The 25,622-nt window shown below is 72.6% G+C and carries 13 protein-coding genes; 6 read left to right on the top strand and 7 right to left on the bottom strand.

The window, feature by feature from the left end; all coding sequences use genetic code 11:
• From AB0F82_RS32640 to AB0F82_RS32630, 3 genes are all read right to left on the bottom strand, one after another.
• Positions 1-8,831, bottom strand: an 8,831-nt coding sequence (locus AB0F82_RS32640) for an SDR family NAD(P)-dependent oxidoreductase (RefSeq protein WP_362634071.1), incomplete at its 3' end; no start/stop codon positions are given.
• A gap of 126 nt (positions 8,832-8,957) precedes the next feature.
• Positions 8,958-10,148 (bottom strand): cytochrome P450, encoded by a 1,191-nt coding sequence (locus AB0F82_RS32635; RefSeq protein ID WP_362634069.1) that lies wholly within the window; start codon positions 10,146-10,148, stop codon positions 8,958-8,960.
• A 27-nt stretch (positions 10,149-10,175) separates the two neighbouring features.
• Positions 10,176-11,339 (bottom strand): pyridoxal phosphate-dependent aminotransferase, encoded by a 1,164-nt coding sequence (locus AB0F82_RS32630; protein WP_362634066.1) that lies wholly within the window; start codon positions 11,337-11,339, stop codon positions 10,176-10,178.
• Between the two features lie 427 nt (positions 11,340-11,766).
• On the opposite strand from AB0F82_RS32630, the gene AB0F82_RS32625 reads away from it, so the two are divergent.
• Entirely contained in the window at positions 11,767-12,591 is an 825-nt protein-coding gene (locus tag AB0F82_RS32625; protein ID WP_362634063.1) for an LmbU family transcriptional regulator, read from the top strand.
• Positions 12,592-12,669: 78 nt separating this feature from the next.
• On the opposite strand, the gene AB0F82_RS32620 is transcribed toward AB0F82_RS32625, so the two are convergent.
• Complete coding sequence (locus AB0F82_RS32620) at positions 12,670-13,512, bottom strand: FMN-binding negative transcriptional regulator (protein WP_362634060.1); 843 nt, start codon at positions 13,510-13,512, stop codon at positions 12,670-12,672.
• A gap of 37 nt (positions 13,513-13,549) precedes the next feature.
• On the opposite strand from AB0F82_RS32620, the gene AB0F82_RS32615 reads away from it, so the two are divergent.
• On the top strand, positions 13,550-14,914 hold the full coding sequence (locus AB0F82_RS32615; protein WP_362634057.1) for a lysine N(6)-hydroxylase/L-ornithine N(5)-oxygenase family protein: 1,365 nt from the start codon (positions 13,550-13,552) through the stop codon (positions 14,912-14,914).
• Positions 14,915-15,032: 118 nt separating this feature from the next.
• On the opposite strand, the gene AB0F82_RS32610 is transcribed toward AB0F82_RS32615, so the two are convergent.
• Positions 15,033-15,269 carry an MbtH family protein gene (locus AB0F82_RS32610; RefSeq protein ID WP_030651287.1) on the bottom strand — a complete coding sequence of 79 codons (237 nt, stop codon included), beginning with the start codon at positions 15,267-15,269 and terminating at the stop codon, positions 15,033-15,035.
• 425 nt (positions 15,270-15,694) lie between these two features.
• Between AB0F82_RS32610 and argB the strand changes: the two genes are divergently transcribed.
• Entirely contained in the window at positions 15,695-16,633 is a 939-nt protein-coding gene (argB, locus tag AB0F82_RS32605) for an acetylglutamate kinase (RefSeq protein ID WP_362634054.1), read from the top strand.
• A 428-nt stretch (positions 16,634-17,061) separates the two neighbouring features.
• Positions 17,062-19,311, top strand: coding sequence for an MMPL family transporter (locus tag AB0F82_RS32600; protein WP_362634052.1), 2,250 nt, complete (start codon positions 17,062-17,064; stop codon positions 19,309-19,311).
• Between the two features lie 192 nt (positions 19,312-19,503).
• Here the strand turns inward: AB0F82_RS32600 and AB0F82_RS32595 are convergent, their stop codons facing one another.
• On the bottom strand, positions 19,504-19,959 hold the full coding sequence (locus tag AB0F82_RS32595; protein WP_362634049.1) for an Lrp/AsnC family transcriptional regulator: 456 nt from the start codon (positions 19,957-19,959) through the stop codon (positions 19,504-19,506).
• A gap of 124 nt (positions 19,960-20,083) precedes the next feature.
• On the opposite strand from AB0F82_RS32595, the gene AB0F82_RS32590 reads away from it, so the two are divergent.
• On the top strand, positions 20,084-21,085 hold the full coding sequence (locus AB0F82_RS32590) for an asparaginase (protein ID WP_356811737.1): 1,002 nt from the start codon (positions 20,084-20,086) through the stop codon (positions 21,083-21,085).
• Between the two features lie 64 nt (positions 21,086-21,149).
• Entirely contained in the window at positions 21,150-24,581 is a 3,432-nt protein-coding gene (locus AB0F82_RS32585; RefSeq protein ID WP_362634046.1) for an NACHT domain-containing protein, read from the top strand.
• A 47-nt stretch (positions 24,582-24,628) separates the two neighbouring features.
• Here the strand turns inward: AB0F82_RS32585 and meaB are convergent, their stop codons facing one another.
• The gene (meaB, locus tag AB0F82_RS32580; protein WP_356811734.1) at positions 24,629-25,618 is read right to left on the bottom strand and encodes a methylmalonyl Co-A mutase-associated GTPase MeaB; all 990 of its coding nucleotides are present in this window, start codon (positions 25,616-25,618) and stop codon (positions 24,629-24,631) included.
• Positions 25,619-25,622 lie beyond the last annotated feature (4 nt).

Genomic DNA, 25,622 nt, shown 5'->3' with positions numbered 1-25,622 from the left:
AGGGTGGTTCCGGTGCCGTGGGCCTCGACGGCGTCGATGTCGGCGGTGGTGAGGCCGGAGGCGGTGAGGGCTTCGCGGATGACGCGTTCCTGGGAAGGGCCGTTGGGGGCGGTGAGGCCGTTGCTGGCGCCGTCCTGGTTCACCGCTGAGCCGCGGATGACCGCGAGGACGTCGTGGCCGTTGCGGCGGGCGTCGGAGAGCCGCTCCAGAAGCAGCACGCCCACGCCCTCGCTCCAGGCGGTACCGTCCGCCGCGTCCGCGAAGGACTTGCAGCGGCCGTCCGCCGCCAGCCCGCGCTGCCGGCTGAACTCCACGAACAGATCGGGCACCGCCATCACCGTCACGCCGCCCGCGAGGGCCAGGGTGCATTCGCCCTGGCGCAGGGCCTGGGCGGCCAGGTGGAGGGCGACGAGGGAGGAGGAGCAGGCGGTGTCGACGGTGATGGCCGGACCCTGGAGGCCCAGCGCGTACGAGACCCGGCCGGACGCCACGCTGAGCGTGTTGCCGGTCGTACGGTAGGCCTCCACGGCCTCCGGGGCGTTGCGCAGGTGCGAGGCGTACTCGCTGTACATCGCACCGCTGAAGACGCCGGTCCGGGTGCCGCGCAGGGTGGCCGGCGCGATGCCCGCGCTCTCCACCGCCTCCCAGCTCGTCTCCAGCAGCAGCCGCTGCTGCGGGTCCATCGCGGCGGCCTCGCGCGGGCTGATCCCGAAGAACTCGGCGTCGAAGCGGTCGGCGTCGTGGAGGAAACCGCCGTTGCGGGCGTACGAGTGCCCCGCGCGGTCGGGGTCCCCGTCGAAGAGCCGGTCCAGGGACCAGCCGCGGTTCGTGGGGAAGGGGCCGATGGCGTCGGTGCCTTCGGCGACGAGCCGCCACAGGTCCTCGGGCGAGCGGGTTTCGCCCGGGTAGCGGCAGGCCATGCCGACGATCACGATCGGGTCCTCGTGATCGGACGCGCGCGCCGCGACCTGCTGCCCGGTACGGACCACCAGGCCCTCGCCGGCCAGCTTGGCGAGCTCGCCCGCCAGGAACTCGGCCAGCGCCGTAGGGGTGGGGTGGTCGAAGACGGCGGTCGCCGGCAGCGTGATCCCGCTGACCGCGACGACACGGCGCCGCAGTTCCAGCCCGGTCAACGAGTCCATGCCGAGGGTCTTGAACGCCGTGTCCGCGTCGACGGAGTCCGGGCCCGCGAGGCCGAGTACGGCGGCGACCGTGGTCCGTACGAGCTCGCCGACGTTACGCAGCCGGTCGGCCGCCGGGAGCGCGGCGGTGCGCTCGGCCCAGGAGGCACCGCCGGCACCGGAAGAGCCGGCGGCCGCGGCGGCGCGGCGGCGCGGAGCGCGGACGAGGGTGCGCAGCAGGGCCGGCACCGACCGGTCGGGCGAGCGCAGGGTCGGCAGGTCCAGGTCGGCCGCGGCGAGCAGTGGCTCCGCCGAGGTGAGGGCCGCGTCGAAGATCTCCATGCCGCGCTCGGCGGAGATCGGCAGCACGCCCTTGCGGGCCCACCGTTTGACGTCCAGGTCGCTCAGCCCGCTGGTCATGGCACTGGCCGTGTCCCAGAGTCCCCAGGCGAGGCTGGTGGCGGGGAGGCCGTGGTGGCGGCGGTGGTGGGCGAGTGCGTCGAGGTAGGTGTTGGCGGCGGCGTAGTTGGCCTGGCCGGGGTTGCCGATGAGGCCGGCGATGGAGGAGAAGAGGACGAAGTGGGTGAGGGGGAGGTGGGAGGTGAGCTGGTGGAGGTTCCAGGCTGCGTCGGCCTTGGGGCGCAGGACCCGGGTGAGGTGGTGGGGGGTGAGGTTGTCGAGGGTGGCGTCGTCGAGGGCGCCGGCCGCGTGGACGACGGCGGTGAGGGGGTGTTGGGCGGGGACGGCGTCGAGGAGGTTCTGCAGTGACTGGCGGACGGCGGCGTCGCAGGCGGCGATGGTGACGTGGGCGCCGGCCGCGGTGAGTTCGTCGGCGAGTTCTCGGGCTCCGGGGGCGTCGGGTCCGGTGCGGCTGGTGAGGAGGAGGTGCCGGGCGCCGTGGCGGGTGACGAGGTGGCGGGCGAGGATCCGGCCGAGTCCGCCGGTGCCGCCGGTGATCAGGACCGTGCCGTCGGGGTCCAGGCCCGTTTCCGCCGCGGGGGAGGGGGTGCTTTCGAGACGGGGGGTGTGGAGCCGGCCGTCGCGGAGGCTGAACTGGGTGTCGGGGCAGGTGGCCGCCGCGTGGGCCGCGGCGGCCAGCTGCCCGGCGTCGGCGTCGTCGATGTCGAGGTGGGCGAGCCGGTCGGGGTATTCGTTCTGTGCGGTGCGGACGAGGCCGGTGAGGGCCGCGGCGGGGAGGTCGCGGATGTCCTGCTCGGTGGTGGGGGCCGTGGCGCGGCGGGTGAGGAGGACGATGCGGGTGGAGTCCAGAGTGGTGTCGGTGAGGAGTTCCCGGAGGGTGGCGAGGGTGCTGCGAACCGCCTCGTGCACGTCCGCGTACTCGTCCGACACGGCTATGAAGGACGGCAGTTGGGCGCCGTCGCCCAGAGCGGTCCGCAGTTCCGCGACATCGGCGTACGTGTCGCCCGAGACGGCCGGGGCCAGCCCGTGCGGGTCGGATCCGAGCACGGCCCACAGCCCCGCCGCGGCATCCGCACCGCCCGCGGTCCGGGCGTCCGACGTCCGGGCGTCCGGCTGCGGCATGGGCTTCCACACCAGCCGGTGCAGACCGGAGGGCCGCCCCGCGCTCTGCGCGGCACGCAGGTCACCGGCCGGACGCAGCGTGATGGAGTCGACCGTGACGACGGGCCGGCCCTCGGGGTCGGTCGCCGTCAGCGAGGCCGTGTCGGCGTCGACCGGAACCACGTGCACGCGCAGCGCGGTCGCGCCCGAGGCGTGCAGGGTGACCCCGCTGAAGGAGAACGGGATGGCCAGCTCGGTACCGTCGCCGAGCAGCATCGCGTGCAGGGCCGCGTCGAGGAGCGCCGGGTGGATGGCGAAGGCCGAGGCGTCGGCGTGCTGTTCCGGCGGAAGGGAGACCTCCGCGAACCGCTCCTCTCCCGCCGCCCCCGACGCCGCGCCGGATGCCGCCGCCGGCCCCGACTGCCAGGCCCGGCCCAGGCCCTGGAAGACCGGCCCGTACTCGTAACCGCGGTCGGCGAGACGCTCGTAGACCTCGTCGAGCGGCAGCGGCCGCGCGCCCTGCGGCGGCCAGGCCGGCGCGGCGGCGGGGGCCGGGTGCTCGCCTGTGGCCAGTACACCCGAGGCGTGCCGGGTCCATTCCGCGTCGGCCGGGCCCTCGGGGCGGGAATGGACGGTGACGGACCGGGTGCCCGACTCCTCGGCCGGGCCGAGCGCGACCTGCAGGTGGACGCCGCCCTCCTCCGGGACGATCAGCGGCGCCTCCAGGACCAGCTCGCGGAGCTTGTCGTAGCCGAAGCGGTCGCCCGCCGAGACGGCCATGTCGACGAGGGCGGTACCGGGCAGCAGGACCGTGCCGACGACCGCGTGGTCCACGACCCACGGGTGCGTACGGCGGGAGACGCGGCCCGTGAACAGCACACCCTCGCGGTCGGCGAGGCTGGTCACCGCGCCCAGCAGCGGGTGCTCGGCCGAAGTGAGGCCGAGGCCCGACGGGTCCTCCGCAGTGACCGGGGTGTCGAGCCAGAACCGGGTCCGCTGGAAGGCGTACGTCGGGAGCTGGACGCGCCGGGCGCCCGTACCGGCGAACACGGCGGACCAGTCGACGCCGACGCCGTGGCAGTGTGCCTCGCCGAGTGCGAGCAGCAGCCGCCCGGCTTCGTCCTCGTCGCGGCGCAGGGTGCCGAGGGCGGTGCCCCGCACGCCCGCCGCGTCGAGGGCGGCCTGCACTCCGATGGTGAGCACCGGGTGCGGGCTCACCTCGATGAAGGTGTGGTGCCCGGCGGCGAGGAGGTCTTCGACCGCCTGCTCGAACTGCACGGTCTCGCGCAGGTTCCGATACCAGTACCCGGCGCCCATCACGCTCGCGTCGGGGAGCAGCGCCCCCGTCAGCGACGAGTGGACCGGAATGTCGCCCGGGCCCGCCTCGATCCCGTCGAGGAGCCGGGCCAGCTCGTCTTCGAGCTCCTCCACGTGGGCCGAGTGGGAGGCGTAGTCCACGTCGACGAGACGGGCCCTCGCCCCTTCCTCCTTGACCTGGGCGAGGAGCTCGCGCAGGGCATCCGGATCGCCGGAGACCACGGTCTGGGCGGGGCCGTTGACCGCGGCGACGGAGATCCTGCCCTGCCAGGCGCCGATCCGCTCCCGCACCCACGCCGCCGGCTGGGCCACGGACATCATGCCGCCGCGGCCCGACAGCACGGTCAGTGCCCGGCTGCGCAGTGCCACCACCCGGGCCGCGTCCTCGACGCTCAGCACGCCGGCCACGCAGGCCGCCGCGATCTCGCCCTGCGAGTGGCCGATCACGGCGGCCGGTTCGACGCCCAGCGAGCGCCACACCGCGGCCAGCGACACCATCACCGACCACAGGACGGGCTGTACGACGTCGACGCGCTCGAAACCGGGAGCCCCCTCCACGCCCCGGACCACGTCCAGGAGCGACCAGTCCACCAGCGGTTCCAGGGCCGCGGCGCACTCGGCCATCCGGCGGGCGAACACGGGGGAGGTCTCCAGCAGGCCGGCCGCCATGCCCGCCCACTGCGCGCCCTGGCCCGGGAAGACGAACACGGGGCGAACGGCGGGCCGGCTCTGCCCGGTGACGAGGCCGCGGGCGGTGGCGCCGTCCACCAGGGCCAGCAGGCCCTGCTCCAGCTCCGTACGGTCGGCGGCGACGACCGCGGCACGCCGGTCGAAGTGGCCCCGGCCGACGGCGAGGGAGTGGCCGATGTCCGTGAGCCGGACGCCGGGGTTGTCGCGCAGGTGGTCCAGGAGCCGGCCGGCCTGAGCGCGCAGCGCCTGGTCGGTCTTCGCGGACACGAGGAAGGGGACGGGTGCGGCTTCGGCGGGCGCGCCCTCGGCGGGGGCCGGGCCCCAGGCCCGCGGCTCGGCGGCCACCGGCTCGGCGGCGGCCACCGCCGGCTCTGGGGCCTGCTCCAGCACGAGGTGGGCGTTGGTGCCGCTGACGCCGAAGGAGGAGACGCCGGCCCGGCGCGGCCGGTCGGCCTCCGGCCACGGCGTGGCCTCGGTCAGCAGCGAGACCGCGCCGCTCGACCAGTCGACGTGCGAGGTCGGGGTGTCCACGTGCAGGGTGCGCGGGAGCAGGCCGTTGCGGATCGCCATGACCATCTTGATGACGCCGCCCGCGCCGGCGGCGGCCTGGGTGTGCCCGATGTTGGACTTCAGCGAGCCCAGGAACAGCGGCCGGCCGGCCTCGCGGTCCCGGCCGTAGGTGGCCAGGATCGCCTGGGCCTCGATGGGGTCGCCGAGCCGGGTGCCCGTACCGTGCGCCTCGACGGCGTCGACGTCCGCGGCCGACAGGCCGGAGGCGGCGAGGGCCTCCAGGATGACCCGCTCCTGGGAGGGGCCGCTGGGGGCGCTCAGCCCGTTGCTGGCGCCGTCCTGGTTGACGGCCGACCCGCGGATGACCGCGAGGACCTCGTGGCCGTTGCGCCGTGCGTCGGAGAGCCGCTCCAGGAGCAGCATGCCGGCGCCCTCGCCCCAGCCCGTACCGTCCGCCGCCTCCGCGAACGACTTGCAGCGACCGTCCACCGACAGACCGCGCTGACGGCTGAACTCCACGAACATGCCGGGGCTCGCCATCACCGTCACACCGCCGGCCAGGGCCAGTTCGCACTCCCCGGCCCGCAGCGCCTGCGCCGCCATGTGCAGCGCCACCAGCGATGCCGAGCACGCCGTGTCGACGGTGACGGCCGGGCCCTCCAGCCCGAGGGTGTAGGAGGCGCGGCCGGAGACCACGCTCGTGTACGTGCCGGTCAGCAGGTAGCCGCCGACGCCCTCGCCCGCCTCGTGCAGGCGCGGCCCGTAGTCCTGCGCCATCGCGCCGACGTACACCCCCGTCCCGCTGCCGCGCAGCGCTGCCGGGTCGATCCCGGCGCGCTCCACGGCCTCCCACACGGTTTCCAGGACCATGCGCTGCTGCGGGTCCATGGCGGCGGCCTCGCGCGGGCTGATCCCGAAGAACTCGGCGTCGAACCGGTCGACGTCGTGCAGGAACCCGCCCTGGCGGGTGTACGAGGTGCCCGCGCGGTCGGGATCCCCGTCGAAGAGGGTCTCCAGCGCCCAGCCGCGGTTGCCCGGGAACTCGGAGACGGCGTCGCGCTCCTCCACGAGCAGCCGCCACAGGTCCTCCGGGGACTCCACCCCGCCCGGGAAGCGGCACGCCATGGACACGATCGCGATCGGCTCGTCGGAGCCGTGGTTCCGGCGCGGGACGGCCCGGGAGACGGGCTGGTGCGCGGGCACCGTCCCGGAGAGCTCGGCGAGCCGGGCGACCAGCTTCTCGGGGGTGGGCCGGTCGAACAGGAGGGTGGTGGGCAGGCGCAGACCGGTGGCGGCGACCAGCCGGTTGCGCAGTTCCACCGCGGTCGCGGAGTCGAATCCGAGTTCCTGGAAGGTGCGGGCCGGGTCGATGTCCGCGCCCTTGCCGCGCCCGAGGACCAGGGCCACCTCGTTGCGCACCAGGTCCATCAGGAACCGGGCCGTGCGCTCCGGGTCCCCGCCGGCCTCGAAGGGGTCGCGGTCGCCTGCGGCGTCGGGGGCACGGAGGCCGAAGGGGTACGTGGGCAGGTCGACGACCGCCGCCTCGGCGGGGAAGACGGGGCTCCAGTCCACGGGGGCGCCGTGCGCGTACGCCTCGGCCACGGAGGTCAGGAAGCGGTGCGGCCCGTCCGCCCCGCGCCGCAGCGAACCGACCGCGACGGCGGTGGAGCCGGTTGTCTCCAAGCTCTGTTCGAGGGGCAGGGTCAGCACCGGGTGGGGGCTGACCTCGACGAAGAGGTCGTGGCCGGCCACGCACCGGACCGAGCTCTCGAACAGCACGGGCTCGCGCAGACTGCGGAACCAGTACGAGGCGTCCAGCGAGCGCGTGTCCAGCAGCGCGCCCGTCAGGGCCGAGTAGAAGGGGATGGTCCCCTTGCGCGGCCGGACCGGTGCCAGCACGGCGAGCAGCTCTTCGTGGATCTCGTCGATGTGCGCGGAGTGCGCCGCGTAGTCGATGGCGACCCGTCTGACCCGTACGCCGTCGGCGGTGAGCTCCTCCTGGAGCCGCTCGACGGCGTCCAGGTCACCGGCGACGGCGATCGACCGCGGCCCGTTGACGCCCGCGACGGACAGCCGCTCGCCGTACGGGGCTGTGCGCGACCGCACCTCGTCGAGGGGCAGCAGGACCGAGAGCATGGAGCCGCGGCCCGCGAGCCGGGCCTGCGCCCTGCCGCAGAGCGCGCTGACCCGGGCGCCGTCCTCCAGGCTGAGCCCGCCCGCGACGACGGCCGCGGCCATCTCGCCGATGCTGTGCCCGACGACCGCGGCCGGCTCGATGCCGAAGGAGCGCCACAGGGCCGCGAGGCCGAGGGAGGTCGCGAACAGCGCGGGCTGGATGACGTCGATGCGGTCGAGTGCGGGCGCGCCCGGCGCCCCGCGCAGTACGTCCTCCAGGGACCAGTCGACGTAGGGGGCGAGGGCCTCGGCGGTGGCCCGGACGCCGGCGAGGAAGACATCGGAGCCGTCGAGCAGGCCGGCGGCCATGCCGGGCCACTGCGCGCCGTGGCCGGGGAAGACGAAGACGGTCCGGTCGCGCGGCGCGGCCGTGGCGCTGACACGTCCGGGGCCGCGGCGGCCCTCGGCGAGCGCGGCCAGCTCCTCGGCGAACTCGGCCTCGGTGGCGGCCAGCAGGACCGAACGGTGCGCGAACGCGGTGCGCGAGACCGCCAGGGAGTGCCCGACATCGGCCGTGCCGGGGCGTCCGCCGGCGCCGTCGGTGAGCCGGAGCCGGTCCAGCAGCCGCCCCGCCTGCGCGCGCTCGGCCGCCGCGGTGTGCCCGGAGACCAGCCACGGCAGCACGCCGGCCCGGAAGCCGGCCGCCGACGGGCCGCTGGAACGTTCCTGTACGCCGGGAGCCGCCTCGGCCTCCACCGACCAGACCACCCCGTCACCGTCAACCGCCCGCACGGCCCCCACCCGCCCGACGGCAGTCCCCCGCAGAACCGCCCCGAGCCGACCACCACCCCGCCCTGTCCCAGCTTCGCCTTCGGCACCCCCACCTGCGGCGCCGGCCCCACCTGTAGCGGTAACCCCGCCTGCGGCGGTGTCAGCGCCTGCGGTGGGAGCCTCGCCTTCGTCCATGGCCACGGCCACGGTGGCGTCCTCCGCGTCGGCCCCGGTCGAAGGGCGGGGTGGGGTCTGGTCCGGCGTCGGGCCTGTGGCGCCGAGCACGGAGAGGATCCTGTCGCCGTCCGCCTCGGCCCGGGCCAGCGTCTTGAGTACGGCCACGGCCCCGTCCGGGGCGCCCGCGCCCGCGAGGGCGATCGTGCTCTCGCCGGCGCGCAGGCTCTCGGCCGCGAGGTGCACCGCCGCCAGGGCGGACGCCGCGCCCGCTCGTACGGTCCGGTGCGTACCGGTGAGGCCGAACACGGCCGCGACCCCGCCGGCGACGCCCTCGGCGTCCGCGCCGAGGAAGAGCCCCGTACCACCGGAGCCGCGCAGCGAGGCCGGGACGGTACCGGCCGCCTCCAGGGCCTCCCAGCACAGTTGCAGCAGGAGCCGCTGACGCTCGTCCACCGATGCGGCCGCCTCCGGCCCGATGCCGAAGAACGCCGGGTCGAAGCCCTCGGCTCCGTCCGCTCCCGGGACGCGGCAGGACAGCCCGATGACGGCGACGGGCTCCCCGGCGGCCCCGGCGAACTCGGCATCGCGGCGGGTGGTCTCGACAGACATGCGGATCCTCACTCCAAGTCCAAAGGTGTTCCGGGGAGCAGCACTTCGAGGGGGACGCCCGGAACACCCGGGAGGCGACCCGCCTGTACGACCGGCCGGCGGCGCGCGCGGCGCGCGGCGGCTCGGCTACCAGTCCACGAGCAGCCGGGCCAGCCCCCGCGTACCGAGGCCGTCCTTCCAGACCACGGCGTCGGGGCCCGAGGCCGTCCGCAGGGTCGGGAACCGCCGCATCAGACGCTCCAGCACGATCTGCAGCTGGAGCCTGGCCAGCGGTGCGCCCAGACAGCGGTGCACCCCGTGGCCGAACGTCAGGTGCGCGGCGTCGTGCCCCTGCGGATCCAGCAGCCCGGGCTCGGCGAAGGTCTTGCCGTCCCGGTTCCCGTGCAGCAGGGAGACGATGACGCCCTCCCCGGCCTGGACCGTGACGCTGCCGAGCGGTACGGGCTCCACCGCGACCCGGGGGAAGCTGATCGGGGTGGAGGGAGTCAGCCGCAGCAGCTCCTCCACCGTGGGGGCCAGCCGGTCCGGCCGCTCGCACAGCTCCCGGTACGCCGCCGGATCGCGGAGCAGGGCGTGCGCCGACAGGCCGAGCTGCCCGACGACGGTCTCGTAGCCGGCCATCAGCAGGGTGAGTCCCATGGTGAGCAGCTCGCCCATGGACAGGTCGCCCTGCTGGTGCGCCGCGATCATGGAGGTGAGGAGGTCGTCCTCGGGCCTGCGGCGCTTGCGGTCGATCAGGTCGGCCATGTAGTCGATGAGTTCGAGGCGGCGCCGGGCCTTCTCCTGCGGGGTGCTGGCGGAGATGTCGAACAGCACCTCGACCCAGTCGCGGAAGCGGGTGGCGTCCTCGGGGGGAACGCCGAGCAGCGAGCACAGGACGGCCAGCGGCAGCGGTGCGACGAGCGTCTCGATCAAGTCGGTGCCGGGCCCCGCCGCGGCCAGAGCGTCGAGATGGCGGTCGGCCAGCTCCTCGACGGCCGGGGCCATGGCGGCGGTGCGGCCGGTGGTGAACGCCTTGGTCACGACGCGCCGCAGCCTGGAGTGATCCGCACCGTCCATGCTCATCATGGAGTTCGGTACGGGCTGTGCGTCGTTGAGCTTCGGGGCCTGCGGCGTGACGGCCTCGGCGCGGCTGAACCTCTTGTCCGTCAGGACCCGGCGGGCCAGTGCGTAGTCGCACACCAGCCACATCTTGTCGCCGGCGGGCGTGAAGAAGGGGACGACGTCGATGCCGTCCGGGACCTGCCCCTCCCCGGTCACGTACTGACCGAGGAACTCCGGGAGCGGGCCCAGCGGGCCGGCGCTGCGGTGCTTCATGCCTTTCCTCCCCGTTCTGGTCGGCGATCAGGTGTTCAAGAGGCGGCGCTCGGCCTCGCGCAGGACCGCGGCCTGCCGGTTGAACGCGATGCGCACGTACTGCTCCCCGGCGGCCGGGTCGGCGAAGAAGGGCGTCCCGGGTACGACCAGCACCCCGGTGCGGTCGAGGAGTTCGCGGACGAAGCCGAGGCTGTCCTGCCGGCCGCCGGTGAGCGGGCCGATGTCGGCGAAGAGGAAGCAACCGCCCTCCGCGGGGGCAAACTTCATGCCCATGCGCGAGAAGACGTCCTGGGCGAGGTCGCGCCGCCCGGCCATCTCGGCCGCCGCGACGGCCAGGTCGACGCCGTGGGCGGTCCGTCCTGCGGCCACCTGAAGGGGGACGGCGGCACCCAGCGTGGTGAGTTCGTGCACCTGGCGCAGCGCGCCCGTGCGCACCGGGTCCGACCGCAGGAAGCCCAGCCGCCATCCGCTGACGGCGTGGCTCTTGGAGAGGGACCCGACGACGATGCTGCGCTCGGCCAGTCCGGGGACGTCGGCCACGGAGACGTGGGGGCGGCCGTCGAAGGTGAAGGCGCGGTAGACCTCGTCGGAGATCACGGTGACGTCCCAGCGCTCGCACAACTCGGCGATCTCACCCAGCTCCTGGCCGGTCAGGACGCGGCCGGTCGGGTTGCCGGGGGTGTTCAGGACGACGGCCCGGGTGCGGGAGGAGAAGGCGGCGGCCAGCTCGGCGGGGTCGAAGCGCCACTCGGGCGCGTGCAGCCGTACGTACCGGGGTACGGCCCCGGTCAGTTCGACGGCGGCGGTGAAGTGGTCGAAGCCGGGGTCGAAGAGGATGACCTCGTCACCGGGGTCTACGGTCGCCAGCAGGGCGACGAAGAGGGCCTCTGTCGCACCCGCGGTGACGGTGACCTCGGTGTCCGGGTCGGTGGGGGTGCCGAGGGCCTCCGCGATCCGCTGCCGCAGGGTTGCGTCCCCGTTGGGGTGCTCGTACTGGTTGTGGCCGGCCCGCATGGCGCGGGCCGCCTCCTCGATCATGTCCGCGGAGGTCTCGGGGTGGCCGGGGGTGCCGACCGCCAGATCGACGGCGTCACGGGTCCGCGCCAGCATGAACACCTCGGTCAGTCCGCTGCCCTTGAGCCGCGCCGCGCGGGACGAGACGGGCGACCTGTGGGCCCGGGAGTGCGTCATTTCCGATCCTCCTGCTCCTGCTGAATCGACTGAATTAGCTGAATAGGGAGGCGCAGTGCGGGCGCGGGGAAAATGGCCATGGCCGTTCCGCTTTACCTCTGATGCCTCGTGAAAAGCCGAGCCGGCGGCTGCGGGAATTCTGCTGAGCCGCTGCGGAGAAACTCTGGCCGAGAATGAACATACCTCTCGCCCGGGAGGCGGAGAACAGAACGGCGGCGACAGAAGGCGGCAGCGGACAACAGCTGTTCAGTTGTTCGATGGGTCGGTCGCGCCGTCCCGTCGACGGGACGGCGCCGCTGCCGGGCCGCCAGGGAGCCGGCGGCTCCGCGGCGGCCCCGCGACGGCCGGACGGGCGACTTTGGCACGCCTTTAGCACGTGCTGCGAGCCTCCACACCTGTTCTGTGGACCCCTTCACATGGAGGCACGATGGCGATTCAGGCCGGCGACGTCGAGGGATCGCGAACGGGGCAGATCCGTCCCGGCCCCGAGTCCGCGCCGAGACCGCGCAGGGGCATGGGCATGGGCATGGGTGAGGATCCGCGGCGCGGTCAGGTGCTGACCACGAAGGTGGGTCTGCAGATGCCGGCCGGGATGTCCTTCGACGACTGGGAGAAGGCCGGGCGCCAGCTGTCCGGAATTGTGGATTCCTCATCCTGGTGGCTCGGCGACTGGCTCGTGTACGGCAAGGACCACTACACCGACCGCTACCAGCGCGGGATCCGGGCCGCGGGGCTCCAGTACCAGACCCTGCGCAACTACGCCTGGGTCTCCCGCCGCTTCGACTTCACCCGGCGGCGCGGCTCCCTGAGCTTCCAGCACCACGCCGAGCTGGCGTCCCTGCCGCACGACGAGCAGGAGGCCTGGCTCGACCGGGCCGAGCAGCGCAGATGGACCACCAAGCAACTGCGCGGCGCGATCCGCGCCGCACGCGAGAGCCAGGACCGGGTCCGGGTCCCCGCGGAACCGACGCGGAGGCTGGAAGTGCCGGGCAGCCGTCTCCAGTGGTGGCACCGGGCGGCCGAGCAGGCGGGGGTCGACTTCGAGCGCTGGGTGCTCGTCACCCTGGACAGTGCGGCGAAGCAGGCCCTGGCGGAACTGGGCAGGCTGGAGGACGCCGCGGACGGGCCGGCGGAGCTCATGGCGCCGCCCGGGCCCGGTGGGCCGCTGGAGAGCGAGGGGCCGCTGGAGATCGAGGGGCCGAAGCCGCCCGCGGAGCGGGGCGGGTTCGAAGGACCGGCCTCCGGTGCCTGACGCACCGCGCGGCCGCCCGCGGCGCGCAGGGCCCGCACTCCGCGGGGGAGTGCGGGCCCTGCGGGGGTGTCCACGTGATCAGGGCAGCTGCCGCATGAGGTCGGCCGCGTCGCGCTGCCGAGTGCACCCGCTGTGGGTGAAGGAGTCCAGCACCCTCCCGCGTACGTCGGCGGGCTGCTCCTGGCTGAGCTTGAACATGCCCTCGGCGCCGGTCACCGTCATCCGGAAGGCGCCCACGCCCGGCAGGAGCTGGTGGAAGTAGCCGATCGAGTCGGTCATGTCCCAGCCCGTCCCGAACTTCGCCTCCTCGAAGGCGCGCACGGTGGACTGCACCACGTCCATCGTCTCCTCGCTCGATTCGATCTTCTCCACCACGCCGCGCACGTGCACCGAGGTGAAATCCCACGTCGGGGCCGCCGGTGATTTCTCGTACACCGTCGGGGAAACATAGGAATGCGGGCCGGTGAAGGTCAGCAGGACGATGCCGCCCGTCTTGATTGCCGCCCAGTGCGGATTCGCCTTGTTCATGTGGCCGAGGAGCCTGGCACCCGAAAGGTCGGGGGCCCATTCGTCGTTCGCCAGCGGATCGGCGATGACCGGAAGATGCGTGGCGAACGGGCCGTCTTCGACGGGCCCGTTGGTCACCGCCAGGGCCAATGGATTGTCGCGCATCAGATCGGTCATCCATGAACTGTCGGGTTCACGGTAGTTGCTGGGGACGAACATCCGGAATTCACCCTTTCGGTCGGCGGGCTGTGTGAATACATGAAATCCGGACCGACCGTACTGCTGTCCCGTCACCGGGACAGCGGCCTTCGGCATCCGGTTCGCGCTGAAGCCGCTCGATTGCTTTGTCAGTGTCTTCAGGTTGGCGCCGGGACGTTCTCCGGCGCAATACTGAACAAAGGTCTCCCGGATCACCGGTCGAGATTCCAAGACGCTAGCGGGAGAATTGTCTATGGGTACAACGGGTACGCATAACCACGAGATTCACGACGTGGTCGGCATCGGCTTCGGCCCGTCCAACCTGGCGCTCGCAATCGCTCTGGAAGAGCACCGGGCCAACGTTCCGGACCGTCCGGTGAAGGCCGTGTTCTTCGAGCGTCAGGCGTCGTTCGGATGGCACCGCAACATGCTGCTGCCGTCGACCACCATGCAGATCTCGTTCCTGAAGGACCTGGCCACCTTCCGCAATCCGGTGTCCCGGTTCAGCTTCGTCTCGTATCTCCACGAGGCCGGGCGCCTGGTGCAGTTCGTCAACAACCAGGATTTCTTCCCGACCCGGCAGGAATTCCACCACTACCTGGAATGGGCGGCGGCCGGCCTCGCCGACCGGGTGTCCTACGGATCCGAGGTCACCGCGATACGGCCCGCCGGGGACGCCGGCTCCGGCTCTTCCGAGCACCTCGAGCTGGAGGTGCGGGGCGCCGGCGGCGACGTCCGGCTGGTCAAGGCGCGCAACGTGGCCATATCGACCGGCCTGGTGCCGCGCCTGCCGGCCGGGGTGACCGCGGACGAACGGGTCTGGCACAGCTCGCAGTTCCTGGAGAGGTTCCGCGGTCTCGACCCCAACGAGCTCAAGAGCGTGGCGGTGGTCGGCGCCGGCCAGAGCGCGGCCGAGATCACCCGGTTCCTGTACGACATGCTCCCGCACGCGCGCGTCAGCGCGGTCATCCCGTCCTACGGGTACTCCGTCGCGGACGACACGCCCTTCGCCAACCAGGTGTTCGACCCGGCCGCGGTCGACGAGTACTACTTCGGCACCGACCAGGCGCGGGAGGCCTTCTGGCACTACCACCGCAACACGAACTACTCCGTCGTCGACGACGAGGTGATCCGCGCCCTGCACCAGCGCTCGTACGAGGAGGAGGTACGCGGCGACAAGCGCCTCCACTTCCTCAACCTCACACGGGTCGCCGAGGTCGGCAGGGTCGGCAACGAGACGCGGCTCACCCTCAACTCGCTGCTCGACAGCGAGCCGCAGGAGCTGGACGTCGACGCGCTCGTCTTCGCGACGGGCTACGAGGGCATGGATCCCGCCGGCCTGCTCGGCGACTTCGACCGGCACTTCCTGCGGGACGAGACCGGCCGCCACCGGGTGGAGCGCGACTACCGCCTCGTCACCGCGTCGGGCCTGTCCTGCGGGATCTACCTCCAGGGCGGCACCGAGCACACCCACGGCCTGTCGTCGTCCCTGCTGTCGAACATCGCCGTGCGCAGCGGGGAGATCGCCGACTCCATCGTCCTGCGCAGGGCCGAGCAGGAACTGGCCGGGGCGCGTGCCGTCGAGGCCGCAGGCGCGGGCGCGGCCGTCCGGGCCTGACCCGTACACCCCGGCACGACCGAAGGGTGGGCCCCGGTGCTGGACGAACAGCACCGGGGCCCACCCTTCTCGTACTTCATCGGCCGTTCCACGCCATACGCGGAGAGCCGGATTCACTTCACGCGGCGTCGGCGGAAACCCGGTCCGCGGCCATCGCGTCGCGCAGGCTCTGCGGCCGCAGGTCGGTCCAATTCGCCTCGACGTGCTCCAGGCACAGCTGGCGGCTTTCCTCGCCGAAAACGATGCGCCAGCCGGCGGGAACCTCGGCGAACGACGGCCACAGTGAGTGCTGGCCCTCGTCGTTCACCAAGACGTAGAACCGGCCGTCAGCGTCGTCGAACGGGTTGCTGCTCATGAATCCACTCCAATTCAAGCCGTTCACGGTCCGCTTCCCGGACGGGAAACGGACCGTCATCCATTAAGGGGGATGGAGTTGGCGAGACCGCCGTGCCCGATCATGGCACCTTTCGGCCGCCCGGTGCAGCCCGGTGCGCGGATGAGGCACCCCGCAGGCACCGTCGACGCGTTCGTCCCGCCGTCCTGTTGACGGGACGGATCCGAGCCCTGAACACCGTGCACCAATTCTCCTTGGTTCTGGGCGAGTTCTGCGGAATGGACTTCCGGCCGCGCCTTCTCGCGCGCAATGCTGGACGGGCGACCACGGCTCCGTGCCGTGGTCCTTCACGTCCCCGGGAGCCGGAGCCCTCCACAGAAGGAGTTGTGCCGATGAGCGTCGCCAGCGCGGCCGGCCGTTCTCTTCACCCTGCGCACGAGGTTCTCATGACGACCCGTCGGTGGACCGCCCTGGACAAGGCGCGGTCCGTCTGCGAGGCGCTGCCATGGCTGACCCGCCACCAGAACCGCACCGTGGTCATCAAACTGGGCGGGCACGCCATGGTCGACGAGCAGCTGACCGCGGCATTCGCCCGGGACGTCGTCTTCCTGCGCTACGCCGGACTGAAGCCCGTGGTCGTCCACGGCGGCGGCCCGCAGATCGGAGCCGAACTCGAACGGCGGGGTCTGGCGAGCGAGTTCAAGGCCGGCCTGCGGGTCACCTCACCGCCCGCGATGGACGTGGTCCGGATGGTGCTCGCCGGGCGGGTCCAGCGCGAGCTCGTCGGGCTGATCAACGCTAACGGGCCGCTGGCCGTCGGCATGACCGGCGAGGACGCCGACACCCTCACCGCCGTCCGGCACGTGCCATGGGTCGACGGCGAACCGGTGGACATCGGCCGGGTCGGCGACATCACCCGCGTGGACACCGGCGCCATCGAGGCCCTCCTCGCCGACGGCCGCATCCCGGTCGTCTCGTCCGTCGCCCGCAGTGCCGAGGACGGCCACGTCTACAACGTCAACGCCGACACGGCGGCGGCCGCGCTGGCCACCGCGCTGCGCGCCCAGGCGCTGGTGATGCTCACCGACGTGGAGGGGCTGTACGCGGGCTGGCCGGCGAGCGGCGAGGTCATCGCCCGGCTCACCGCCCGCGAGCTGGAGAAGCTGCTGCCGGAGCTCGGCGACGGGATGGTCCCCAAGATGACCGGCTGCCTGCACGCCGTCCGGGGCGGCGTCGGCACCGCGCGCGTGATCGACGGACGGGTCCCGCACGCGGTCCTGCTGGAGATGTTCACGGACGACGGGGTCGGCACGGTGATCGTGCCGGATCCGGAAGCGGACCAGGAGGCGGGCCCGGCGGCGCGAGCGGACGGGGTGGGGCCGTGACCGCGGCGGTCGTGCCGGACCGGTGGTCCACCGATCACTGTGGCGCCATGGTGGCGCCAGGGTGCGTCGAGCGATGCCACGGGGCGGCGCCGAGTGCCGCAGCGAGTAATGGCCGATATCAACTGCCTTACCCCATCAGGTCCCTGGCCGGATCACGGGGCGTCCCGCGCCGCGATCGACCAGGCCGGCCGGTTCTGGCCACCCGCTCCGAAGGCCCCCTACGGCCGGGCATAGCACCGCCTCATCCGGCCACTCCGGCCCCATGGCGCAGAAATGGCGCGACAGTGGCGCCATCAGTGTGCCATGATGGCGTCACCGAAGGCGCCCCGTAGGGCCGGGCCCGCGGCCGGCCGAGCCGATCGCCCTGCCGCACCGGAACCACCCCCGCTCCCGCTCGCACATCCATTCAAACAGGAGTTCCTTTCGTCATGGCCACTTTCCTTTACAAAGTGGGTCGATTCGCCTTCCGGCGACGAGGCCTGGTCGCCCTGCTGTGGGTCGCCGTCCTGGTCGGGGTCGGTTTCGCGGCCTCCACCGCGCCGGCACCGCCCGCCGATACGTTCTCGATGCCGGGTACGGAGTCCCAGAAGGCCTTCGACCTGCTGAAGGAGAAGTTCCCGGCCATGAGCGTGGACGGCGCCACCGCCCGCGTGGTCGTCCGTACGCCCGGCGGCGAGAAGCTCTCCGACCCCGCCCAGAAGGCCAAGGTCGAGACGCTCGTCGGGGCGCTCGCCAAGGCACCCGACGTGGTTTCCGCGTCCGACCCCTTCGCGACCAACGCCATCAGCCAGGACGGCACCACGGCCTATGCCGTCGCCACCTACAAGCTGACTGCGCTCAAGCTGACGGACGAGGCCCACGACGGCCTCGACAAGGCGCTCGCGGACGCCCGGGCCACCGGACTCGTCGTCGAGGCCGGCGGTGACGCCGTCAAGGTCGACGGAGCACCGGGCGGCGGCGCGGAAGGCATCGGCATCCTGATCTCCGCGATCGTCCTGGTCCTCACCTTCGGCTCGATGATCGCCGCCGGCATGCCCCTGCTCACGGCCATCCTGGGCGTCGCCATCGGCGGTGCGGCCATCACCGCGCTCGGCAGCACCCTCGGTCTGTCCAGCACGACGTCCACCCTCGCGCTGATGATCGGCCTCGCGGTCGGCATCGACTACGCCCTGTTCATCGTCTCCCGCTACCGCTCCGAAGTGGCCGAGGGCCGCGAGCGCCAGGACGCCGCGGGACGGGCCGTCGGAACGGCCGGCTCCGCCGTCGTCTTCGCCGGCCTCACCGTCATCGTCGCCCTCGCCGGCCTCACCGTCGTGAACATCCCGATGCTGACCAAGATGGGCCTCGCCGCCGCCGGCACGGTCGCCGTCGCGGTCCTCATCGCGGTCACCTTCGTCCCGGCCCTCCTCGGGTTCGCGCCGATCAAGGTCATGCCCCGCCGAGACCGCAAGCAGTACAGCGGCAAGCCCCTCACGGAGCGCCAGCAGCGCAAGGCCGACCAGCGGGCCGCCAAGGGCCACAAGCCCAACCTGGGCACCCGCTGGGCGCGGTTCGTGGTCCGCCGCCCGCTCGTCGTCCTCCTCTTCGGTGTCGTCGGCCTCGGCGCCGTCGCGGTACCGGCCGCGAGCCTCCAGCTCGGCCTGCCCGGCGAGGGCACCATGGCGCCGGACACCACCCAGCGCAAGGCCTACGACATGCTGTCCGAGTCCTTCGGGGCCGGGTTCAACGGCCCGCTGACGGTCACCGTCCAGGCCAAGGACGCGGCGACCGCCGCCGGCGGCGTGGGCAAGGAGCTCGCCGGGGTCGAGGGCGTCGCCACGGTGACCCCCGCCACGCCCAACGACAAGGGCGACACCGCGGTGCTCACCGTCGTCCCGAAGACCGGCCCCACCGAGACCGAGACCGAGGAACTCGTCGGACACATCAGGGGCGTCGCCGGCACCCTCGGCGCGAGCAACGGCGGCGCCGAGATCCTGGTGACCGGTCAGACCGCCCTGTTCATCGACTTCTCCCAGACCCTCGACGACGCGATGCTGCCCTACCTGGGTCTGGTCGTCGGCCTCGCCTTCCTCCTGCTGGTCCTGGTCTTCCGTTCGCTGCTCGTCCCGCTCAAGGCGGCCCTCGGCTTCCTGCTCTCCGTGAGCGCGGCCCTCGGCGCGGTCGTCGCCGTCTTCCAGTGGGGCTGGCTCGGGGACTTCTTCGGCGTCGAACAGCCCGGCCCGATCATGAGCACCCTGCCGATCTTCATGATCGGTGTCGTGTTCGGCCTCGCGATGGACTACGAGGTCTTCCTCGTGACCCGGATGCGGGAGGCCTACGTGCACGGGGCGCAGCCCAAGGACGCGGTCGTCACCGGATTCCGCTACGGCGGCCGGGTGGTCGGCGCCGCCGCGATCATCATGGTCAGCGTCTTCTCCGGCTTCATCATGGAGGACAACGTCTTCGTCAAGATGGTCGGCTTCAGCCTCGCCATCGCCGTCCTCTTCGACGCCTTCTTCGTCCGCATGGCCCTCGTCCCCGCCCTGTTCGCCCTGCTCGGCCGGTCGGCCTGGTGGCTGCCCCGCTGGCTCGACCGGGTGCTGCCGAACATGGACGTCGAAGGCGAGAAGCTCAGCCGGACCGCCCCCGTCCTGCCCTCCCAGCGGCGCCGCGAACACGAGGCCGACGCCCTGCGCTGACCCCTTCCGCAGGAACGCGACGCCCGTGCGCCGACGGCCCCGAGAGCCGTCGGCGCCCGGGCGTTTCCGCTGCATGGCCCCGTCCCTGAACTCCACCCGGGCGTCGAGGGACCCGGAGCCCTCCGCGACGGTCCGGAAGTCGTCACAGGCCGCCCGCCACAGCGATCGCCACTCATCGGACGATCACGGCAGTCAGCCGTCGACCGGCAGGCCCGTCGGCTCCTTGACGCGTTTCATGATGATCTGCGAGTTGACCTCGGTGATGCCCGTGAGGGCGGTCAGCTTCTCGATCCACAGCCGCTCGTACGCGCGCAGGTCCGCGACCGCGATCCGCAGCAGGCACCCGGGGCTCCCGAAGAGGCGGTAGGCCTCGATCACGTCGGGGATGTCCTGGAGGGCGGCCTCGAAGGCCTCGACCGCCTCGCGGTCACGGCGCACCTCGACCGAGACGAGCACCTCGAAGCCGCGCTCGACCGCTTCGGGGTCGATCACCGCGCGATAGCCCTGGATCACCCCGTCCTGCTCCAGCTGGCGCACCCGGCGCATGCACGGGGACGGGGTCAGCCCCACGCGCTGGGCGAGCTCCTGGTTGCTCAGCCGCCCGTCGGCCTGGAGCTCGCGCAAGATATCGCGGTCGATGGCGTCCATGGCGCAATTATCGCCCACGACTCCTCGCCCCCGTCGGAGGAAGACGCAAGCATATTGCGCACAGATCGCTCTATCATTGCTGCTTTGAGTACAAATGTACGAGTGAGAAGGGCGGCCACGCAGCATGGGACGGATCGTCGTCATCAGCACCGGCGGCACGATAGCCAGCCGCTGGCAGGGCTCCGGCTTCGCCGCGGACGCCGACGGGAGCGAGGTCATCGCCACGGCGCCGCTGCCCGAGGGCATGACCGTCGAGGTCGTCGACCTGTTCAGCGTGAACAGCCCCCGCCTCACCACGGCCCACCAGCTCACCCTCCTGCGCACCGTGCACGAGGTGCTCGCCGACCCCGGCGTCGACGGCATCGTCGTCACCCACGGAACCGACACCCTGGAGGAGTCGGCGTTCCTGGTCGACCTCCACCACCACGACCCGCGCCCCGTCGTCTTCACCGGCTCGCAGCGGCCCATGGGCACCGCCGACGGCGACGGACCGGGCAACCTGTACGACGCGCTGCTCACCGCCGCCACCACCCGAGGGCTCGGCGTCCTGATCGCCTTCGCCGGACGCGTCCACGCCGCGCGCGGCACCGTGAAGACGCAGGCCGTGGACCTGGACGCGTTCGCAGACCCCTCCAAGGAACTGCTCGGGAAGATCGGCTTCGGCAAGGTCGCCATGCTGCGCACGCCCCGGCGGCCGGCCGCGCTCCCGCTGCCCGCCATGCCCGAACTCCCGCCGCGCGTCGACATGGTGATGCACCACGCCGACGCCGACCCGGCGCTCCTGAACGCCGCCGTCGAGGCCGGCGCCCGCGGCATCGTCCTCATCGGTACCGGCGCGGGCAACGCCACCCCGGAGATCGTGGAAGCGGTGCGTGCCGCTGTCGCCCGCGGGGTGCTGGTCGCCCTCACCACGCGCGTCATGGCCGGGCCCGTCACCGAGATCTACACGCACGGCGGTGCGGTGGACCTCGTCGCGGCCGGCGCCGTTCCGACGGGCACCCTGCGCGCGGGACAGGCCCGCATCGCGGTCCTCTCCGCCCTCCTCGCCACCGACGACACCGCCGAACAGGTCCGCGTCCTGCGCGAGTCCCTCACTCCGGCCGGCCCGGTACTCGTCGAGGCATAACGCCCCGGGCGGCGTAGGCGACCGTTAGGCTCCGGTCAACGGTCGCTACGCTGCGGGGGGTTGCATGGAGCCCGGCACCATCGGCATCAGGCTGGCCTCGGCGGCCATCGGACCCCTCGTGAAGAAGCTGTTCGTCAGCGAGGGCGCAGGCGCCGGCGTCGTCGACCGGCCGATCCGACTCTCGGGCTACGTGTCCTTCACGGGCGAGAAGCGTTCCCTGACGGAATCCGACTTGCGTACGCTGGCCGCCAAGCTGGTGAAACAGGCCCTGCGCACGGGCGAGCGCCCGATCGCCGAGGACGAACAGCCAGCCGTCACCGACGCCCTCGCGCAGACCCTGCGGGGCCTCGGTGACCTGACCATGAGCGACCTGGACGCCGTCCGGCTCGGTTCCGCGGCCTTCGCGCGCGAGCTGCGCGCCGTGAGCGGCCACCCCGAGCGGGAGCTGACCGCCGACGCCACGTACTTCTACGAGCGCCTCGTCGACGCCGCCTGCCTGCACATCCTGCAGTTCTTCACGCAGCGCTCGACCTTCGTGGCCCACGCCATGGTGGAGCAGACCCGTGGGATCGCCGAACTGACCGCCAAAGTCGACGAGCTGATCCGGCGCGACCCGCTACCCGGAGCCGAGGACGCCGCGTTCGAGCAGATGTACCTCCCGTACGTTGAGAAGAAGCACGGCAAGCTGACCATCTACGGCATCGACCTCAGCAACTCCCCGACACGGTGGCCCCTGGACGCGGCATACCTGAGCCTGGAGGCGGCGCCGCTCGCGCGCTCTCGGCGGACGAGGAGCAGCCACCCGGGTCCGGCCGGTGCGGAGCAGAGCGAGTGCGGTGCCGTCACAGACGTGATCACGTCGGCATCCATCGCACGGCTCTCGGCGGCCCAGTCGCTTGCCCAGGCGGCGCGGAAGACACGGGCGGTACTCTCGCAGCCGCCGGAAGGCAGCCGGTCCGCCGAGGAGGCGGGCGCCGGGCTTTCGGCGGACCACAGACTGGACCGGGAACAGTTTGACCGGGCGTTTCGGAAGCTGTTCCAGACCCTCGTGCCGCGACCCGCCGACCAGGCCCTGGCCGACAACCCTCGGGTACTGCTCCGCGGGGAAGCCGGGTCCGGTAAGACCACCCTCGTCCAGTGGCTGGCCGTCACCGCCGCCCGGCAGGACCTCACCCCGCAGACGGAGTACCTGGACGACCGCATCCCCTTCGTCCTGCCACTGCGCATGCTCACCCGCCACGGCGAACGGCTGCCCGCTCCCCGGGACTTCCTGACCGCCGCCGGCTGTCCCCTCATGTCCGCCCAGCCCGACGGCTGGGCCCACCGCGTCCTCCTGGCCGGCCGCGGCCTCGTCCTCGTCGACGGCATCGACGAGATCCCCGACACGGAACGCGAACGCACCCGCGGCTGGCTGCGGGACCTGATGGACGCCTACGGCGGGGACAACCACTGGCTCGTCACCTCGCGCCCCTCCGCCGTCGGCGCGGACTGGCTCGCCGAGGAGGACTTCACCGAGCTGACCCTGTCCGCCATGGGCCGGGCAGAGGTCGCCACGTTCATCCGGCGCTGGCACACCGCCGCCCACGAGGGCGCGGACGCGGACGCGACACTCCAGACGTACGAGAGCCAGCTCCTCACCGCCGTACGCACCAAGCCCGACCTCGGACGCCTGGCAACCAACCCCCTGATGTGCGGCCTGATCTGCGCCCTCCACCGCGACCGGAACGGCTACCTCCCGCACGGCCGCAAGGACCTGTACGAGGCCGCCCTGTCCATGCTGCTGAGCCGCCGCGACCGCGAACGCGACATGGACGTCCCGGACCTGCGGGAGGAGCCGCAACTCGACCTGCTGCAACGCCTCGCGTACTGGCTGATCAAAAACGGCCGCACGGAGATGGACCGTTCCCGCGCCGAGGAGATCATCGCCCGCGCACTGCCCGCGGTCCAGGAAGCGGCCGCCCTGGGTGACGCGCCCGTCGTCTTCGAGCACTTCCTCCAGCGCAGCGGGCTCCTGAGGGAACCGGGACCCGGCACGGTCGAGTTCGTCCACCGCACCTTCCAGGACTTCCTGGGCGCGCGGGCCGCGGTCGAGGAAGGCGACTTCGGGCTCCTCACCGGCCACGCCGACGATGACCAGTGGGAGGACGTCATCCGGATGGCGGTCGCCCTCGCCCGCCCCGCCGAACGCGTCACCATCATCCGCGACCTCCTCGCCCGCGGCGAGAACTCCTCCGACGAGCGCACCCGCGCCCGCATCTATTTGCTCGCCGCCGTCTGCCTGGAGCACGCCACCACCCTCGACCCCGAAGTACGCGCGGCCGTCGAAGCACGCACCGCCACCCTCGTCCCCCCGGCGAACGCCGAGGAGGCCCGCGCCCTGGCGAAGGTCGGCCCGCTGCTCCTGAGCCTGCTCCCGGGCCCGGAGAAGCTCGACGACATGGACGCGTACCACGTGGTGATCGCGGCCTCCAGGGTCGGTTCGGACTCCGCCGTGTCCTACCTGGCGCAGTTCGTGGAACACCCCTGGCCGCCGGTCCGGTCCGAACTCCTGCTGGCCTGGCCGCGCTTCGACAGCGCCGAGTACGCCGACGAGGTCGTCGCACAGCTGGATCCGGCGGGTCTGCAGTACACCGTCCGGTCCGACGACCAGCTGGACCAGCTGGAACGTCTCGCCGTCCGGCCGGAGGGCCTGATCGTCAGGAGCGGCGTGTCCTGCGGGGCCCTGGCGGCCTACCTCGGCCGGCACAGCCTCCAGGCAATCACGTTCGCGGGCGAAGCGACCTTGTCCAGTCTGGAATGCCTGCGTGGGCAGTCCGCCCTGCACACCCTCGACATCGACGGCTGTCCGGACCTGACGGACCTCTCCGCGATCGGCGGCCTGCCGATCCGTCGACTGCACATCGTGACGGGCCGGCCGGATCTCGACCTGCGCGCCGTCGCCCGGCTGGGCCACCTGGAGGTGCTGACCGTGGACGGTCCCACCGGTCTGAGCTGGTCTCCGCGCTCGCTGCCCACGAGCGCCCCTCTTCGGGGACTGCTGGTACGCGGTGAAACGAGCCCCGCGCACGGACTGGACGGGCTCGGTTCCCTCCCCGCGCTCGTGCGCCTCGTGCTCAATGCCGAGTCCAGTCCGGCCTCGGCCGCCGGCTGGCAGGAGATCCGGGGCCTGCCCCGCCTCGGCAGCCTCAGGGTGTCCGCCACCTCGATCCGGGCCATGCCGGCGGGCATGACGCTCCCGGGTGTGTACAGCCTCACTCTGGACGGTACGTGCGGCGAGAAGGTACTGCGGATGGTGATCCGCCGGTTGCCGCTGGCGTTCCCCGGGCTCGGCGAGTGCCGCTTCCCGGGGAAGTTCACGCCGGAAGGCGACACCGGTATCGACATCGGGCCGCTGGGCGGACTCCCGGGCCTGAAGGAAATCCAGATCCTCGCGAGCCGCGACCGGGTCCGCGGAGCCGAGCTGCTGCCGCCGTCCGCGAGGGTCTTCTTCGGATGACCGGGTGACGGGGCGGCGCCGGCAGGGGGCGCCGCCCGGTCACCCGGTCAGTTCCCCGGGTTACCGAACGCCGCCAGGATGCGGTCCGCCGCCGACGTCGGGGTGACCGAGCCGGCCCGGACCGCGGCCTCCAGCTCCGGCGCGAGGTCGCGTACCGCCGGATCCGCCCGCAGGCGCTCCAGCAGTTCGTCGCGGACCATCGACCAGGTCCACTCCACCTGCTGGGCCGCCCGCTTCGCCGCCAGCCGGCCCCCCGCCTCCAGCAGGGTCCGGTGCTGCTCCAGGCGGTTCCACACCTCGTCCAGCCCCGTCGACTCCCGCGCACTGCACGTCAGTACCGGCGGCGTCCACGCCGCGTCCACCGGGTGCATCAGCCGCAGCGCGCCCGACAGCTCACGGGCCGCGGCCTTCGCGTCCCGCTCGTGCGGGCCGTCCGCCTTGTTCACGGCCAGTACGTCGGCCAGTTCCAGGACGCCCTTCTTGATGCCCTGCAGCTGGTCGCCCGTACGGGCCAGGGAGAGCAGCAGGAAGGAGTCGACCATCCCCGCCACCGTGGTCTCCGACTGGCCCACGCCGACGGTCTCGACGAGGACCACGTCGTAGCCCGCCGCCTCCATCACGATCATCGACTCGCGGGTGGCCTTGGCGACCCCGCCCAGCGTGCCCGCCGACGGCGACGGCCGCACGAACGCCGCCGGATCCACCGACAGCCGCTCCATCCGGGTCTTGTCGCCCAGGATGGAGCCGCCCGTGCGCGTCGACGACGGGTCCACCGCGAGCACCGCCACCCGGTGGCCGAGCCCCGTCAGCATCGTGCCGAACGCGTCGATGAAGGTGGACTTGCCCACCCCCGGCACCCCGCTGATGCCGATCCGGCGGGCCCGGCCCGCGTGCGGCAGCAGCTCCGTCAACAGGCCCTGCGCGAGCGCCCGGTGAGCGGGCAGGGTGGACTCGACGAGAGTGATCGCGCGCGCGATGAACGCGCGCTTCCCGTCGAGCACCCCCTTCGCGTAGGCCTCGATGTCGATCTTCGGCACAGGC

The organism is Streptomyces virginiae (genome assembly GCF_040638905.1).
Classification (GTDB): domain Bacteria; phylum Actinomycetota; class Actinomycetes; order Streptomycetales; family Streptomycetaceae; genus Streptomyces; species Streptomyces virginiae_B.
The sequence above is the reverse complement of the archived record's forward strand: the minus strand, read 5'-3'. Positions and strand labels throughout refer to the sequence as shown.